This is a genomic window from Pseudomonas fluorescens, assembly GCF_902497995.1.
In the GTDB taxonomy this organism is placed as follows: domain Bacteria; phylum Pseudomonadota; class Gammaproteobacteria; order Pseudomonadales; family Pseudomonadaceae; genus Aquipseudomonas; species Aquipseudomonas fluorescens_BK.
In genome coordinates, this window is record NZ_CABVII010000012.1 from 87,165 (window position 1) to 104,012 (window position 16,848).

General features: G+C 61.9%; 16 protein-coding genes. 6 read left to right on the forward strand and 10 right to left on the reverse strand.

Going from position 1 to position 16,848, the window contains the following annotated elements; genetic code table 11:
- The first annotated feature begins 72 nt into the window (after positions 1-72).
- The 6 genes from F8N80_RS15770 to F8N80_RS15795 are packed head-to-tail and all read left to right on the forward strand — an operon-like array spanning position 73 to position 4,899.
- Positions 73-1,185, forward strand: coding sequence for a DUF1214 domain-containing protein (locus tag F8N80_RS15770; RefSeq protein WP_150784235.1), 1,113 nt, complete (start codon positions 73-75; stop codon positions 1,183-1,185).
- Positions 1,182-2,369 carry a sulfotransferase family protein gene (locus F8N80_RS15775; RefSeq protein WP_150784236.1) on the forward strand — a complete coding sequence of 396 codons (1,188 nt, stop codon included), beginning with the start codon at positions 1,182-1,184 and terminating at the stop codon, positions 2,367-2,369. The genes F8N80_RS15770 and F8N80_RS15775 overlap by 4 nt, the downstream gene beginning before the upstream one ends.
- 18 nt (positions 2,370-2,387) lie before the next feature.
- Entirely contained in the window at positions 2,388-3,104 is a 717-nt protein-coding gene (locus tag F8N80_RS15780) for an EthD domain-containing protein (protein ID WP_150744808.1), read from the forward strand.
- A 19-nt stretch (positions 3,105-3,123) separates the two neighbouring features.
- Positions 3,124-3,579 (forward strand): nuclear transport factor 2 family protein, encoded by a 456-nt coding sequence (locus F8N80_RS15785; protein WP_150784237.1) that lies wholly within the window; start codon positions 3,124-3,126, stop codon positions 3,577-3,579.
- 20 nt (positions 3,580-3,599) lie between these two features.
- On the forward strand, positions 3,600-4,067 hold the full coding sequence (locus tag F8N80_RS15790) for an SRPBCC domain-containing protein (protein WP_150784238.1): 468 nt from the start codon (positions 3,600-3,602) through the stop codon (positions 4,065-4,067).
- Between the two features lie 40 nt (positions 4,068-4,107).
- Positions 4,108-4,899 carry an SDR family oxidoreductase gene (locus F8N80_RS15795; RefSeq protein WP_150784239.1) on the forward strand — a complete coding sequence of 264 codons (792 nt, stop codon included), beginning with the start codon at positions 4,108-4,110 and terminating at the stop codon, positions 4,897-4,899.
- A 724-nt stretch (positions 4,900-5,623) separates the two neighbouring features.
- On the opposite strand, the gene F8N80_RS15800 is transcribed toward F8N80_RS15795, so the two are convergent.
- The 10 genes from F8N80_RS15800 to F8N80_RS15855 form a co-directional block, all read right to left on the reverse strand.
- The gene (locus F8N80_RS15800) at positions 5,624-6,664 is read right to left on the reverse strand and encodes a Rieske 2Fe-2S domain-containing protein (protein ID WP_150744804.1); all 1,041 of its coding nucleotides are present in this window, start codon (positions 6,662-6,664) and stop codon (positions 5,624-5,626) included.
- A 181-nt stretch (positions 6,665-6,845) separates the two neighbouring features.
- Positions 6,846-8,258 (reverse strand): DUF1329 domain-containing protein, encoded by a 1,413-nt coding sequence (locus tag F8N80_RS15805; RefSeq protein WP_150744803.1) that lies wholly within the window; start codon positions 8,256-8,258, stop codon positions 6,846-6,848.
- A gap of 111 nt (positions 8,259-8,369) precedes the next feature.
- Complete coding sequence (locus tag F8N80_RS15810) at positions 8,370-9,572, reverse strand: LuxR C-terminal-related transcriptional regulator (protein WP_150744802.1); 1,203 nt, start codon at positions 9,570-9,572, stop codon at positions 8,370-8,372.
- 91 nt (positions 9,573-9,663) lie between these two features.
- Positions 9,664-10,872 (reverse strand): acetyl-CoA C-acyltransferase, encoded by a 1,209-nt coding sequence (locus F8N80_RS15815; RefSeq protein ID WP_150744801.1) that lies wholly within the window; start codon positions 10,870-10,872, stop codon positions 9,664-9,666.
- A 7-nt stretch (positions 10,873-10,879) separates the two neighbouring features.
- The gene (locus F8N80_RS15820) at positions 10,880-11,350 is read right to left on the reverse strand and encodes a MaoC family dehydratase (RefSeq protein WP_150784240.1); all 471 of its coding nucleotides are present in this window, start codon (positions 11,348-11,350) and stop codon (positions 10,880-10,882) included.
- Between the two features lie 10 nt (positions 11,351-11,360).
- On the reverse strand, positions 11,361-12,146 hold the full coding sequence (locus F8N80_RS15825; RefSeq protein ID WP_150744799.1) for an SDR family oxidoreductase: 786 nt from the start codon (positions 12,144-12,146) through the stop codon (positions 11,361-11,363).
- 371 nt (positions 12,147-12,517) lie between these two features.
- Entirely contained in the window at positions 12,518-13,396 is an 879-nt protein-coding gene (locus F8N80_RS15840) for an SDR family oxidoreductase (RefSeq protein ID WP_150784241.1), read from the reverse strand.
- Positions 13,397-13,458: 62 nt separating this feature from the next.
- Complete coding sequence (locus tag F8N80_RS15845) at positions 13,459-14,610, reverse strand: acetyl-CoA C-acetyltransferase (protein WP_150784242.1); 1,152 nt, start codon at positions 14,608-14,610, stop codon at positions 13,459-13,461.
- Positions 14,611-14,613: 3 nt separating this feature from the next.
- Positions 14,614-15,672 (reverse strand): acyl-CoA dehydrogenase family protein, encoded by a 1,059-nt coding sequence (locus F8N80_RS15850; protein ID WP_150744796.1) that lies wholly within the window; start codon positions 15,670-15,672, stop codon positions 14,614-14,616.
- 10 nt (positions 15,673-15,682) lie between these two features.
- Positions 15,683-16,840 carry an acyl-CoA dehydrogenase family protein gene (locus F8N80_RS15855; protein WP_150784243.1) on the reverse strand — a complete coding sequence of 386 codons (1,158 nt, stop codon included), beginning with the start codon at positions 16,838-16,840 and terminating at the stop codon, positions 15,683-15,685.
- Positions 16,841-16,848: the final 8 nt, after the last annotated feature.

Here is a 16,848-nt window from a genome sequence, read left to right on the forward strand (position 1 = left end):
CCATCACCCGACACGGAGCGCCTCTGCGGGGGCGCTCACGGTGCGGGCTTGCCTAATCAAGAGAGTCTAACAATGACAATCAGCTCTATTGACGAACAACAACTGCTGAATGGCCAGACCTGGGCCACGTTTTGCGATCACCTCAAACGCTGCGGCGAGCAGATTCTGCGCCCCGAAGCGCCAGCCGATGCAGCCACCCGCGCCGAAGGTTTCCGCTACCTCACGCGCCTGCTGCGCATCGGCCTGGAGATGCACATCGAGTTTGCCGACCCGGCCTTTCCCAGCTTCTTCAAGACCTCCCACGAGACCGCGAAGATCGGTGCCGACAACCCGGACAACCTCTACGAATACTCGCGCCTGGACGGCACGCTGGATTACCGCATCAAAGGCCAGCGCGGCAGCGTCGCCTACCTGAGCTTCGGGACCCAGAAAGGCGGTTACGAAACCGACGGCACCCTGATCCAGACCGGCTTCATCGATGCCAGCCAATTACAGGTCGATGCCCAGGGCAACTTCGAAATCATCCTCAGCCGCGAGCCGAAACCGGGCAACTGGCTGAAAATGGAAGACGCCACCAACGCCCTGATCGTGCGCCAGACGTTTCTTGACCGTCGGATCGAAGAGCCGGCCAAGCTGGACATCGAGCGCATCGGCACCGATTCCAAACCCCAGGCCCTCGACCCGGCGACTTTCCAGCAAGGCCTGGCGCGGGTGTCCAGCTTCGTGGAGAACACCGCCAGGTTGTTCGCCGACTGGAGCCAAAGCTACCTGCCTCACAGCAATCAACTGCCACCGGCCAACCAGGCCCTGTGCCAGTCAGTGGGCGGCGACCCGAACATTTTCTACTACCACTCGCACTGGGCGCTGGCCGCTGACGAAGCGTTGGTCATCCACATCGACAAAGTGCCGGAGTGCGACTTCTGGAACTTGCAGATCAACAACTACTGGATGGAGTCGCTGGACTACCGCTACCACCAGATCTGCTTCAACAAACACCAGGCCCACTACGACGACAACGGCGGCGTGACCCTGGTCCTCAGCGAGCTGGACCCAGGGGTGAGCAACTGGCTGCAAACCGCCGGCGTACGCCAAGGCACGTTATGCCTGCGCTGGGTCGGTGCCCAGGAGCAATGCCACCCCACCACCCAGGTCGTAAAAGTATCTGCAGTCGCGGAGGCCCTATGAACGCGCACACTCTGATAGAAGATTTGACCGTCGACAGGCTGTTGGCCAGCGCCATCGCGCGCACCAACGGCCTGAGCAATTTCGGCGATGACAATTACCGCGAGTCCTTGCAGGCACTGCTCGATGCCCTGGCGACCGAAGCCGAGCTGTCGCAGAGCGGCCAGTATTTGCTGCAGGAAAGACTGGTGGGGCAACTGGTCAATCGCCTGGTGATGGAGGACTACCTTGTCCGCTATCCGCAAATCACCCAGATCCAGATCGACGACCCGCTGGTCATCCTGGGCCTGCCACGCACTGGCACTACCATGTTGCAGCGCACCCTGGCGGTTGACCCGCGTTTCTACTCGGCCGCCTGGTGGGAGACCCGCTTCCCGGCACCGCTGGCAGACGAAACCCTGGCCGTGCCGGCCAAACGCATCGCCCAGGCCAAGGCCGAGGTCGAGCTGATGGCCCAGGTCATCCCGCAGATCCTCGCCATCCACCCACTGGATGCCATGCTCTGCGACGAAGAGTTCATGCTCATGGAACACTCGTTCATGTGCGCCATGGACGCCTACGTCAACGTGCCCAGCTATACCCGCTGGCTGGATCGGCAAGATCAGCGGCCGGTCTACACCCAGCTGAAAAAAATGCTGCAGTTCCTGCAATGGCAGAAACAACAGCGAGGTGAGCCGGCTGGCCAGCGCTGGTTGCTCAAAGCCCCCCAACACCTGCACACCCTGCACCTGTTGCTGGATGTTTTCCCTGAAGCGCAGGTCATTCTGACCCACCGCGAACCGGCCCAGACCATCCCTTCAATGGCCAGCATGGCCCACACCCTGTGGCAGATGTACAGCGACAACCCGGACCCGAAAGCCGCTGGCGAGCAGTGGAACAGCCGCATGGCGCGAGGCATCCGCCACACCATGCAGGTCCGCGACCAGCACGCTGCCGAGCGCTTCCTCGATATCAACTTCGCCGACACCGTGAACCAGCCGATGGAAGTACTGGAAAGGGTCTACGCCTTCGCCAATCTGCCGTTCACCGACAAGGCCCGCGCCGACGCGCAGGGTTGGCTGTCGCAAAACAGCCGGGAAAAACGTGCCAGCCACGACTACAGCCTGGAGCGCTTCGGTTTGAACGAGGCACAGATGACCCGGGACTACAGCGAATATCGCGCCCGTCATTTGAGCGTCAACCACTAAACCCAGGCTGGAGGATTCATGGAAAAACTCATGTTGACCCTGTGGAAACCGCCACAGCAAAGCGTCGAGCAATGGCGCCAGGCATTGCTCGACCTGAGCGACGACCTGGTCAGCGCCGGCGCGCACACCCTGCGCGTCATGGTGGTTGATGAGGGCGTGGCCGCCGCGTCTGCACAGCGCATCACCAACAGCGCCGTCCCCCTGGACGGATTGCTCTCGTTGTGGCTGGACAGTGCCTCGCAATGGCCTTCGATCAAGGCGCTCGTGACTCCCTTGACCAGCCGCCTGGAGGCTTATCTGGTGCTGGAGTCCGAACCCTACCCCGAGGAGCGCAAGGCGCGCGTCGCCCAGTACCGGGTACCGGTTGGCGAACGCACACCCGGCATGAATCAGGTGGCGCTGCTGCACAAGCCAGACCGGATGAGCTACGAGCATTGGTACGACACCTGGCGCAACGGCCACGGGCCTAATGCCTACCCTCTGCAGTCGATCTTCGGCTACCGGCAGAACACCGTGGTACGTGCGCTCACCTACGCTGCGCCGGTGCTGCACGCGATCGTCGAAGAAAACTTCCCGCCCGAGGCCATCGGCAATCCGCAAGGATTCTTCGCTGCCCTGGGCGACCCGGACAAATGCGCGCAGCGCCAGCAGGCCATGTACGAATCGACCAGCAAGTTCATCGACTTCCAGAAGCTCGACTGCATCCTCACCAGCGAGTACCAGCTCAGTGCCTGAGTACACAAGGAGGCTTCACATGTTGGATCTAGAAGCAATCGAGCTGATCAAGCAGCTCAAGGCGCGTTACTTCCGTGCCATCGACACCTGCAAAATCGAGATGCTGCAGGGCATGCTCACCGAAGACGTCGCCCTGTCGTTCAAGAGCCCTGCCTACGAGTTCCACGTCAACGGCCTGGGCGATGCGCTGGAGTTCTACCGCACCTCGTTCACCAAGACCCGCCTGGCCACCCACAACGGTCACACCCCGGAAATCGAAGTCGATGGAAACCAGGCCACGGCACTCTGGTACCTGAGCTACGTGTTCATCAACCTCGAGGACAACACCCATATGCATGGCAGCGCGATCTATCAGGATCGCTACGTCAAGCGCGACGAGCGCTGGATGATCGCCGAGACGGGCTACGAAACCCTGCTCGAGACGATCCAGCCCTTGAGCGAACAGCTGCAAATCACCTCCAGACCCATCAACTGAATGCACAACAGGAGACCGTCATGGCCAGAGCCGAAAACATAGTGACCTCCCACACGGTGGACATTAACGCCCCCGCGCGGGTGGTCTGGGAAGTGCTCATTGATCTGGACAATTACCACCAGTGGAACAGCTTCTGTCCGAGCATTCAGTGCGGCCTGCAGATCGGCGACGAGGTGCATATGCAGGTACTTACCCCCGATACCGGCGAAACCGTTCCGGTCTTCGAATACCTCGTGGCCTGCGACCCCGAGCAGCTGTTGTCCTGGGAGCAGCGCCCCGTCCCGGAAAACATGGACGCCGCCCGCCGCGATCAATACATCGAGGCCATCGATGCCAACCGCTGCAGCTATTTCACCACTGATATTTTCCTGGGCCTGAACCAGGACACGATCATGCGTGAACACGGTGCCTGGGTAAAAATCGGCTTCGACCAGATGGCCCTGGATCTGAAACGACGTGCCGAAGCACTGCACGCCAGCCGCACCTGAACGCCCCATTCCCTACCAAAACAATAAGAAGGTAATTGCCATGTTGCTCAAAGATAAAGTCGTCATCATTTCCGGTATCGGCCCTGGCCTGGGCATCAAGCTGGCCGTGCGTGCCGCGGAGTACCAGGCGAAGGCAGTGGTGTTGGCCACCCGCACCCCCGCCAAGCTGGATCAGGCTGAACAGGCCATTCGCGAGGCCGGCTACAGCACACCGGTCCTGAAAGTCCCCACCGACATCGCCCAGGCCGAACAGTGCCAGACGCTCGCCGACCTGACGATCGAGCACTTCGGCCAGATCGACGTATTGATCAACTCTGCCTACGCCCATGGCGCCTGGGGCAGTTCCTCCGAGTCGTCAATGGACGACTGGCGCAAGGCGATGGATGTCAACCTGTTTGGCACCATGCACATGACCCAGGCCGTGCTGCCGCAGATGAAGAAACAGAAGTCGGGCAGTATCGTCATGATCAACACCATGGCCACCCGCACCCCCAACCAACTGGAATCCGGCTATGCCGTCTCCAAGGGCGCATTGAAAACCGCCGTGCAGTACCTGGCCCAGGATCTCGGCCCGTTCGGCATCCGCGTCAACTCCGCCTTCATGGGCTGGATGTGGGGTGCGCCGGTGATCGGCTACTTCGAGAGCGAAGCCAAGCGCCTGGGCGTCCCGATGGAGTCGCTGGTCGACCAGGTCGCCCAGCAGATTGCGTTGCGCAAAATCCCCGAAGACAACGACTGCGCAATGGCCGCCCTGTACCTGGCCAGCGATTACGCCAAAGTGATTACCGGCGCGCAACTGGATGTCAACGGCGGTCACTTCCTGCCCTGCTGAACCCTTCAAGGCGACAGGGATGTCGCCTCCTTCGGATGACGTCATCGTTCTTCGCCCGTAGGAGCCAGGCTTGCCGGCGAACCAGGCGCCGCGGTGTATCTGTTATACCGCGTCATCGTTCTTCGCCGGCAAGCCTGGCTCCTACAGGCGAACCAGACGCTGCGGTGTATCTGTTGTACCGCGTTATCGTTCTTCGCCCGTAGGAGCGAGGCTTGCCCGCGAACCAGACGCCGCGGTCTGTCTGATACACCGCGTTATCGTTCTTCGCCCGTAGGAGCGAGGCTTGCCCGCGAACCAGACGCCGCGGTCTGTCTGATACACCGCGCCATCGTTCTTCGCCGGCAAGCCTGGCTCCTACAGCAAAAAATGCACACCACAAAGCCTTGTCAGCCTTGTGGTGTGCATTGTTCGACGCACGCAGCCCCTAGCGGAAATTCGGCCAGCTCGGAACGCTCTGGCTGATGGCGACACAGCCTGAGTATTGCTTGCAGGCTTTGACACTGGGCGATTCCGCTGGCTGGGAGACCTGCACGGTCACCACCAGGAGGAACAGAATCAACGAACAAACGTAATAGGCAAGAAGGCTTTTTATTTTCATTGTCAGTGCTCTCGTGACCGTTAAGTCGGACCTGGCTCATTGCAAAAACTCAGGAGTTATACCCCCTTTCGAGCCTCCCCCACAATCGACAAACGATCGCTTGTCGCTCGCAGGGGGCACTACTCTTCAGCGCTCGTCGACCGTGATGATTTCACGGCGTTCAGCCATGCTCGCGGGCACTTTATCCTCATCGGTAAAGAATTGCTGGTACCACTCGCGCAGCTGGTAGACCGGGCCGTCGTTTTCCGCCAGCACCGGGTTGTCGATACGGATTTTATGCTTCCAGATCTCCACGTCCTGATAGAACGAGGTCCGATTACCCATGACGTACGCTTTGGCCACTTCAATGTTCTGCTCTTCGCTCCAGCCGGGCACACGCTTGACCATGCAGCCGAAACGCAAGTCGAAGCTGTTGGCCGTCACGGGCACATGGCTGTTGAGCAAAATGGCGTGGATCCGCACATCGCCGAACATCGAGCTGATGTGAGTGAAGTGCGTCGCCGGGCCATAGTAGGCTGACGGTGCGATCAGATCGCCGCCCAGGCGCTCGGAATCACCGTGGAAGATCTGGTGGCCGATGTGCCCTTCGAAGACATTGGCGAAGTACTTGGTCGGCGTGCCGTGCACCGGGCCGAAGTGCATGGCGTCCACCAGGTTATCGACCAACTCCCGTGGGTTGGTTTCGATCAGCATGGTGTCGATGTTCCAGTCGTGAATCCAGTCCGGGTCGTCCGTCTCGGGCAGGTGCGGAATGATCACGCCCTCTTTCGGCGGACGGCCTTCAGGGTTGTTCCAGACGAACAGCAGGTTGTTTTCCTCACAGGTCAACCAGCTGCGGGTCTTGGCCTTCGGTGGAATGCGCTTGCAATAAGGAATCTCGACGCATTTACCGCTGGTGTTGTATTTCCAGTGGTGGAACGGGCACACCACCGTGTCGTTTTCGATGGTGCCTTTGGACAGGTCGGCCCCCATGTGCGGGCAATGGGCGTCGAGGATGCTGATAGCACCCTTGCTGTCGGCAAACGCCACCAGGCGGGTGCCAAAGATATTCAAGGTATGCAACTGGCCATCGCGGTAATCCTCCGCCACGCCCAGACAGTGCCAGCCACGGGCGTAACGGTGAGTACGCTGGGCGTTTTCGATGCTGATTTCAGCGAGTTTCGTCATTGTTATTGTTCCTCGATTGGAAACTTTGGGGAGCAATACCCCCAAGAAAAACAGGGTGAACCCATAGCGGATATCATTGAGCGCCCCAGCAAGGGATTCATCCCTCACTTGGACTAGGTCAAACGAGATCCGCTCTCAAGGGGTTCACCTGTCAGCCTCTGCCATCGCGAATCCGCGTCGGCTATTGGCCAAACCGACGGGCGGCTTCCGGACCGAAATCCCGCGGACTGAAGCCCGGCTTGTTCAACTGATAGCCGTTGCGCTGTTCGTTGATCAGGTTGAACGCCAGGTAACTGCCGGCATTGAGGTCGTAGTACAGCCCCACGCCTGCTTGCGGCCGCTGGCTTTCGTAGCCATAGAAGTAGTTGAGCATCGAGGTGCGCCACAGCTCGCCACGGTTGTCGTAATTGTCGGCGAGCATCGGGAACCAGGTGTCTTCGTCGATGTACAACTTGCGTTTGCCGTACAGATGGCGGTAACCCGGCTTGAGGGTGCCTTCCAGCTCCCACACCCGATGGCGCTCAAAGCGCATGGCATCCGGGTTGATGTGTCCAGGGGTCAGCAGATCGGCGTACTTGAGGTTGGCCGCGTGCAGGCGATAGGTGTTGTAGGGAATGAACATCTCGCGCTTGCCGACGATCTTCCAGTCATAGCGCTGCCCCGAACCGTTGAACAGGCGTACCTCGTCCACGGTGATCGAGCCACCGCTGCCCGGGAACGACATGTCGAAGCCATACCCCGGCGACTGCCGCACACGGCGGGTGCCCGGATCGTAACGCCAGGCCTGGCGAGGCTCGGTCTTGTCGTTCCAGAACTCGGTGCCGGTATTGATCTCGCCCTTGTCCCGTTGTGGCAGCAGGGTTTCGTTGAGGTAGAACGTCGAGTTGCCAACGGTCTCGCCGAGTTTGCCCGGCTCCAGCGACGGCGCCAGGTTGCGCGAATGCACGCGGCCCCAGTTGATGTTGCCGTCCTTGAGTACGTAGGCGTTGTCGGAGATGTATTCCTCGGTCCAGGCGCGCAAGGAAAAGGTCGAGGCGTTCTTCAACAGTTCCAGACCGCTGCGCGGTACCGGAAAGGCGGTGCCGCCGGTTTTGCCCACCACCCCTTCACCGTCGTCCACCAGGCGCGCGATGCTGGCGTTCTCGCGGGTGGCTTTGCACACGGCGTCGTCGAAACGGAAATCGCGGTGCGTGGGATAGATCGGCATCTTGTACGTAGCCGGGTACTGCTTGAACAAGGCTTTCTGACCATCGGACAGGTAGTCGCTGTATTGCGCCAGGTTGGCCGCGGTAATCACGAACAGCGGTTTTTCTTGCGGGTAAGGATCGACCGGATGGTTGCCAGTCCCTTTGAAGTCCACGTGCGGCGGCACGCCCAGCCACTTGCCGCTGAACGCCGGGATGCTGCCATCGGCATTGGCGCTCTTGTCGGCACCGATGCAAGTCAAATCCTTGCCCAGGCGCTCCACATCTTCCGGTGCGGCGTTGGCCGTACCGATTGCACTGCATCCCAATAACAACCCCAACACCCAGGTGGGAGTGGCGTTGGCAGCCCGCGAGACAAGACAACTGGAGGCCAGGTTACTGCCGGTCATTTTTATTCTCCTTGGTTACCGATAGCGGTCGCCCAGTATCGGCAGCCCCAGGATCGAGCAGCATCGTCCGCACGGACTAACGCGTTTTTCCACGCACCGGCAAACGCCAGGCTACAGCCTGCCATTCTCCGGTAGCTGCGGTTTGGCCAACGCCACGACACTGTTGAGCATGATCCGCACAAGCTCGGTCTGGCGCCGCACACCGGTCTTGGAAAAGATCGAACGCAGGTGCGCACGGGCGGTATTGCGGCGGATATTCAGCGCCTCCGAGGCCTCCTCCAGCGACAGGCCGTTAGCCAACTCCAGAGCCAGCAAGGTTTCCGCGGGTGTCAGGTTGTACAGCTGCGAGGTCACCACGTTGCTCACCAGCGACTTGCTGACGGCGTCACGCACATACACCACGACGGTCGGTTTGCCCTTGCCCTCGACCAGCTCCTGCGTCGGAATCAGCTCAACCACCACGCCCAGGCTGACTTTCCCGGAGGGTCGAGAAATCGACATGGCCTCGGCCCCCTGTAATCCGGCGCCGCCCTGCTTCGCCCGTTGAAAGGCGTTGCGCACCAGGCGCGACAGTTCACGATTGTCACTCGGATAAGTCGCCTCTAACCGGCCGCCGACGACTTTCAGGCCGTCCTGGCTGTCGAGAATCTCTCGGGCCACCGGGTTCAGTTGCACCACACTGCCGTTTTCATCGAGAACGATGGTCGCCACCGCCATACGGCTGATGGTTTGCGAGTACAGGCTGCCCAACGACTCGCTGCGATCCAGCAGCGAATGCATGTGCAGGGCGCGGCGAAAATGCGGCAAGAGCATGGCGCACATGGCTCGTTCGACGTGGGAAAAGCGCGCCTGCTCCCGTGGCCGGTTGATCCGAAAGCGCACCGTACTGCCATCCGGCAGGCGGATATCGGCGCCGAGCATCTGATGGCAGTCATGTGGCTGGCAAAACAACAGGTAAAAAGAAGAGCTGACCCATTCGGCCTCGCTCATCAACTCATCAACGGTGAACACCGTGTCGGTGGGCAGGCTGTCGAAGAGCGTGGACTTGGCGTAATAGGCGTAATGGTTGATGCCGCCCTCCCCCAGTTCGACGTCCCCGGCGACCATCATCGGCGACAGCAGCGGCTCATCCTGCACGCGAAGAATCAAGGTCACGAAATTGGCCTTGAACAGCGTCCGGATCTGGCGCAACGAATCGCCCATGCAGCGGATATTGATGGCCGAATCGTACAGGTTGCCGATGAGCCGTTCGTATTCGGCCAGCTCCAGTCCCATTTCCGCCAGGACCTGCGCATTCGGCACGCGAGTTTGCATAACCACTCCCCAGCAGCGGGCCCGGACTGCAGGGCCCGCATCAATTTAATGGTAATGGGTGTTATTGGCGCTCAACGCTCCTTGGCCGGCCTTACGGCAGCTCGAACAACCCGGCGGCGCCCATGCCGCCGCCAATGCACATGGCGACCACTACATAACGGGCGCCGCGACGACGACCTTCCAGCAGTGCGTGACCGACCATGCGTGCGCCGGACATGCCGAACGGGTGGCCGATGGCAATCGCGCCGCCGTTGACGTTCAGGCGCTCCGCCGGGATTTGCAGTGCATCGCGGCAATGCAGGACCTGGCAGGCAAAGGCTTCGTTGATTTCCCACAGGCCGATATCCGACACGCTCAGGCCGAAGCGCTTGAGCAATTTCGGCACCGCCACCACCGGGCCAATGCCCATTTCCTCCGGCGCGCAGCCACCCACGGCAATGCCTCGGTAGATGCCCAACGGTGTCAGCCCCCGACGCTTGGCTTCAGCGCGGCTCATCAGCAGGCTGGCCGAGGCGCCATCCGAGAACTGCGAAGCATTGCCAGCGGTAATGAATTCACCCTGCTCGATCCATTTACCGTCCTTCCACACCGGTTTCAGCGAAGCCAGGTCTTCCAGGCGCGTGTTCGGTCGATTGCATTCGTCGTGCTCGACCAACACACGTTGATGGCCGCTGGGCTGACCTCCTGCATCGAAGCACAACTTGTCGACACTCAAGCCGACGATTTCATCGTCGAACAAGCCGTCACGTTGGGCAGCGGCGGTGCGCAGTTGGCTCTGCAGGGAATACTCGTCCTGGGCTGCGCGGCTGATGCCATAACGGCGCGAGACAATTTCGGCGGTTTCCAGCATCGGGATATAGGCGCTGGGCATTGCTTGCAGCGCGGCTTCGGACTGGGCGCGATAGGTGTTTTTGTGCTTGGTCTGGGTCAGTGACAGCGACTCCACGCCACCGCCAATGGCGATGTTCATCTCGCCGGTCATGATGCCTTTGGCGGCTACGCCGATGCTCATCAGGCCCGAGGCGCACATGCGGTCCAGGGCCATGCCCGGCACGGTGTCCGGCAAGCCACCGGTGTAGGCGCAGAGGCGGCCGATGTTGTAGGCCTGGGTGCCCTGCTGCACCGCTGCGCCCATGATCACATCTTCTACGTCACCCGGTTCGATGCCGGCGCGTTCGACCACCGCACGCACTACATGTCCGCCCAACACCGGGGCTTCCGTATCGTTGAACGACCCGCGGAACGACTTGGCGAGCGCGGTCCGCGCAGTGGCAACGATGACAACTTCATTCAGGTCCATGACAGGCTCACTCGGTAATAGGGTTGAAGGTGTAACGGCTGATGGTGTCGATCACGCAGCCGGGCCGCGCCTGGCCCTCGACTTCCACGGTCACGCGCACCACCAGTTGCACGGCGTCCGCCAGCTGCTCGGCGCGCACGATGCTGGCGCTGCCGCGCACTCGCGATCCCACCTTGACCGACGCCGGGAAGCGCACGCGGTCGCTGCCGTAATTGACCCCCATCGCCATGTTGTCGAGGGTGAGCAATTGCGGCAGGAACAGGTTGACGAGCGACTGGGTCAGGTAGCCGTGGGCGATACAGACGCCAAACGGTCCGCTGGCGGCGCGGACCGGGTCGACATGAATCCACTGGTGATCACCCGTGGCTTCGGCGAACAGATCGATGCGCTGTTGGCTGATGGTCAGCCACTCGGTGCAACCCAGGTCCAGGCCCTCGGCCTCGAGCAACGCCTGGGCACTGCTGAAAACATGACTCATGGCCCACTCCTCAGGCTTGTTGGGAACTGACGGACAGCACTTCGCCAACCATGTAGGAGGCGTAGTCGCTGGCCAGGAACATCATCACGTTGGCGACTTCCCAGACTTCGGCGGCACGGCCGAATGCCTCGCGCCCGGCGAGGCTGGCGAGCAGCTCTTCACTGGAGGCCTTCTTGAGAAAATCATGCAGGGCAATCGAGGGTGAAACCGCGTTGATGCGCACGCCATACTCGGCCGCTTCGAGCGCGCTGCAACGTGTCAAGGCCATTACCCCGGCCTTGGCCGCGGCATAATGCGCCTGCTCCTTCTGAGCGCGCCAACCGAGGACCGAGGCATTATTGACGATGGCCCCGGCGCCACGGCGCTGCATGTGTGGCAGCATCGCGCGGGTCATGCGGAACGTGCCGGTCAGGGTCACATCCAGCACTCGCTGCCATTCTTCGTCGCTCATCTCGACCACGAGTTTCTGGCCACCGAGGCCGGCGTTGTTGATCAACACATCGACACCGCCCAGCAACTCTTCCGCGCTCGCCACCAAGGCCTGGACTTCGTCTTCGATGGTGACATTGCACAGCTGGCCGTAAATGGCCTGCAGGCCGGTTTCGGCCTTGAGACGCTCCACGGCTTCTTCGAGGCGGCGCGGGTGCACGTCGGAAATCATCAGTGCCCGGCAGCCCTCCTCGGCGCTGCGCCGGGCGGCCGAGTAACCGATACCGGCACCTGCGGCGGCGGTAATCAGCACGGATTTTCCAGCCAGTAATTGATGGCCCGGGACATAAGGGGGAGCTTGTTTCACAGCGTTTACCTCCGAAGAAATCAATACGCTGTAGTTGTACGGAGGGCGCTGCGCGGCCGCATCGTCAAAATAGGGTAGAAAGGCCCCGCAGCACCCGATTCCTGTAGGAGCGAGGCTTGCCCGCGAAGAACGATAACGCGGTGCAACAGATACACCGCGGCGCCTGGTTCGCCGGCAAGCCTGGCTCCTACAGGCGAAGAACGATGACGCGGTACAGCAGATACACCGCGGCGCCTGGTTCGCCTGTAGGAGCGAGGCTTGCCCGCGAAGAACGATAACGCGGTGCAACAGATACACCGCGGCGCCTGGTTCGCCGGCAAGCCTGGCTCCTACAGGCGAAGAACGATGACGCGGTATAGCAGGCAGGCCTTTCAGCTGCCCCAGACCTGTTGCGCAGCAGGGGCTTCGGCGAGGATCGCATCGATGGCGGCGCCGATTTCCTCGACCTGCCAAAGCGCACCTTTGTCGCGGGTGACCCCGGTGCGCCAGCCGTCTCCAAGGGAAATACGGCCGCCCTGGCTTTCGAAAATCTGGCCGCTGACGTGGGCCGATTCGGCGCTGCCCAACCACACCACCAACGGCGTAACGTTTTCCGGCGCCCAGGCGTCGAAACTGCCGTCCTCGGGCTTCTTCACCACATCGGGCATGGCGCTTTCGGTCATCGAGGTGCGCGCCGCCGGGGCCAAAGCGTTGGCGGTGATGCCGTAGCGCGCCAGCTCTGCCGCTTGCACCAGGGTCAGCGCGGCAATCCCGCCCTTGGCCGCCGAATAGTTGGACTGCCCCACCGAGCCTTGCAGGCCCGCGCCGGAACTGGTGTTGATGATGCGTGCGTCGACCGGAGTACCGGCCTTGGCCAGATCGCGCCAACGCCGCCCCAACAGGTTCGCCAGGCAATAATGGCCCTTGAGGTGAACGCGCATGACCATGTCCCAGTCCTCTTCACTGAGGCTGATGAACATGCGGTCGCGCAAGACCCCGGCATTGTTGACCAGCACGTGCACCTCACCGAACGCCGCCACTGCGGCTTCGACGATGCGCCCGGCGGTGGCCAGGGTGGTGATGTCGTCACTGTTGGCGATGGCCTGGCCACCGTTGGCGCGGATCTCGCCCGCTACATCTTGCGCCGCGTCGGCGCGAATATCGTTGATCACCACGTTGGCGCCCGCTGCCGCGAACGCCAGCGCATAGGCGCGACCGAGCCCGCCGCCGGCCCCGGTGATGATCACGGTGCGGCCTGAACAAATAGCCATGCTTGACTCCTTATCACTGCGTGACCGCACGCCCGACGGACGGCGGTACGGATGGGAAAAACCTAGAGGCGTTCGATGATCGTGACGTTGGCCTGGCCGCCGCCTTCGCACATGGTTTGCAGGCCATAACGGCCACCGCTGCATTCCAGCTCGTTCAACAGCGTGGTCATCAGCCGGGCTCCCGTGGCGCCGAGCGGGTGACCCAGGGCAATGGCGCCACCGTTGACGTTGGTGCGCGCCGGGTCGTAGTCCAGTTCCCTGGTCCAGGCCATGACCACCGAGGCAAAGGCTTCGTTGATCTCTACCCGGTCGATATCGCTCATGCGCAGGCCGGTTTTTTCCAGGGCTCGGCGTGTCGCGGCGATTGGGGCAGTCAGGTGCCAGATCGGATCATCGCCCAGCACCGTGAGGTGATGGATGCGCGCCCGTGGCGTCAGGTCGTAGCGCTTGAGCGCCGCCTCCGACACCACCAGCAACGCCGCCGAAGCATCGCAGGTCTGGCTCGAAACGGCTGCGGTGATCGAGGGGAATTGCGGGTCCACCGGCAGCAGCTCGGCCATTTTTGCCAGGCTGGTCAGGCGCGGCGTTTCATCCGCACGCAGGCCGTTGCACGCAACGATTTCCCGAGCGAAACGCCCGCTCTCGATGGCGGCCAGGGCGCGGCTATGGCTTTGCAGGGCAAACGCCTCCATCTGTTCACGGGTGATGCCCCAATGATCGGCGATGCGCTGGGCGGCGTAGAACTGGTTGACCGGTTGATTACCGAAACGTGCGCGCCAGCCTTCGCTACCGGAAAACGGATCGGTAAAACCCAGCGGTTGCCCGGCGAGCATGGCCGAGGAAATCGGAATCCGGGTCATGGTTTGCACCCCGCCCACGGCGATCACATCCTGGGTGCCACTCATCACCGCCTGCGCCGCGAAATGCAGCGCCTGTTGCGACGACCCGCACTGGCGATCGATCGTGGTACCGGGCACATTCAGTGGCAACCCGGCGGCGAGCCAACTGGTACGGGCGATATCACCGGCCTGGGAGCCGATGGTGTCGACGCAACCGAAAATCACGTCGTCATAGTCTTCGCCCGGAATGGCGTTGCGCTCCACCAATGCCTTGAGCACCTGGGCGCCCAGGTCAATGGCGTGGACCTCGCTCAAGGCGCCTTTGCGCTTGCCGGTCGGGCTGCGCAGTGCATCAACAATATAGGCCTCTGGCATGACTCACTCCTCGAAAGTATGGCCCGGGCCCAGGCGGGCACCGTCGGCGAACAGGTAGTCGCTGACACGGGTTTTATGAAAGCCGCGATCACCCCAGGACGCATCGAGCGCCCAGGCACGTTTCATGAACATCTGCAGATCGACTTCCCAGGTGTAACCCATCGCGCCATGCACCTGAATGCCCTTGCGTGCGGCGATCCAGCTGGCCTCGCAGCAGGCCAGGCGGGCCTGGGAAACCCATACGCTGGCGTTGCTGTCACCTTGGGCCAGGCCGTGGGCAGCGCGGTACAGCACCGGTTTGGCCTGTTCGATCTGGCGGGCGACATCGGCCAGGTGATGCTTGACTGCCTGGAAGCTGCCAATGGGCTTGCCGAACTGCTTGCGCTGCGCGACGTAGTCCACCGACAAATCGAGCATGCGTTGCGCCAGCCCGAGCAGTTGCCCGGCCACCGACAAAGCGCCACGGTCGAGCAGTCGAGTCTGCAGGGCACGGCCCAGAACGCCGCTGGCCACGCAGGTGGCCGGTGTCGGGTTCCAGGTCACCCGACCCAGGCGCCGCGACGCATCGATGCTCAGTTGTTGCTGCACATCCACCTGCGAACGCGGCACCACATGAATGTCGTCGCCATCGATGAGGATCAACACCTCTGCCAGTTGCGCATCGCTGACCAGCGGGTTGACGGGATGGCTGATGGCAAGGCGCAAGGTGCCTTCGGCGATGCGTGGCAGCAGGCTGCTGCGTGCCGGGTGATCGGTCGCCAGGCTGGCGAGCAAGCCGGTGGCGACATACGCGGTGTCAGCCAGGGAATCGGGAATTGCGTAGTACCCCAGTTCCTGGGTCATCAGCGCCCAGGCCACATCGTCCATGCCCAGGCCACCCTCGGCTTCGGGGACCGACAAGGCGGTCAGGCCCTGAGCGGCGATCTTGTGACGCAGGTCCGGTGAGCGACCGACATCGGTCTCCCAGATTTCCCGGAGCATCTCCGGGGCGGCTTCAGTCATCAGGAAACGACTGATGGCTTCGCGAAACGTCAGCTGGTCATCGGTAAAAGTGAAGTCCATGGCCCGTTCCTTATTTCGGCAAGCCGAGCATCCGCTCGGCAATGATGTTGCGCTGGATTTCGTTGGTCCCGGCGTAGATCGGCCCGGACTGGGCGAACAGGAAACCCTCCAGCCAGCCAGCTGCATCGGCATCGACAGCAGGCAGCAGCTCGGCGCGGGCACCGAGAATGCGCATGGCGGTTTCGTGCATCTTCAGGTCCAGCTCCGACCAGATGATCTTGTTGATGCTCGACTCGGCACCGATCTGCTCGCCCCGGCTGAGACGCCCGACCGTGTGGTAGGCCGACAGGGCATAGGCTTCGGCGCCCATCCAGGTTTCCAGCACCGCGTCACGCAGGCCCGGATCGCGGTCGGCGCTGTCGCGGTTGGCCTTGTACAGTTGCACCAACTTGCGCGCGGTGTACTGGAAACGCGCCGGCGAGCGCAGCAGCAACCCGCGTTCAAAACCGGCGGTGGCCATTGCCACATGCCAGCCCTGCCCTTCGGCACCGATGCGGTTGGCCACCGGCACACGGACGTCGTCGAAAAACACTTCGGCAAAGGCGTCCTTGCCATTGAGTGCCTTGATCGGACGGATGCTCACTCCCGGCGCATTCAGCGGCACCATCACGAACGACAAGCCGTGGTGGCGCGAGGAGCCCGGTTCGCTGCGGAACAGGCCAAACAGCCAGTCGGCGAAGGTCGCTCGGGTCGACCAGGTTTTCTGGCCGTTGATCACGTAATGATCGCCGTCGAGCGTGGCCTTGCTGGTGATCGCCGCCATGTCCGAACCGGCATTCGGTTCCGACCAGCCTTGTGCCCACATGTCCAGGCTGGCGGCCATGCGCGGCAGGAAGCGCTGTTTCTGTTCCGAGGTGCCGAATTCCATCAGTGTCGGCCCCAGCAACAGCTGGCCGTTCTGGTTGACGCGCATCGGCGCCCCGGCACCGTAGTACTCTTCTTCGAAGATCAGCCACTCGATCAAATCGCAACCACGACCGCCCAGTTCGGCGGGCCACATCACCATCGACCAGCGGCTGTCGAACAGCTTCGCTTCCCAGGCGCGGTGCTGTTCAAAGCCTTCGCGGGTGTCATAGCTGGCCAGCGGCTCACGTGGAAGGTTGGCCGCCAGCCAGGCCCGTATTTCGGCGCGGAAGGCGTTTTGCTTGGGTGTATAAGTCAGGTCCATGGCGTTCT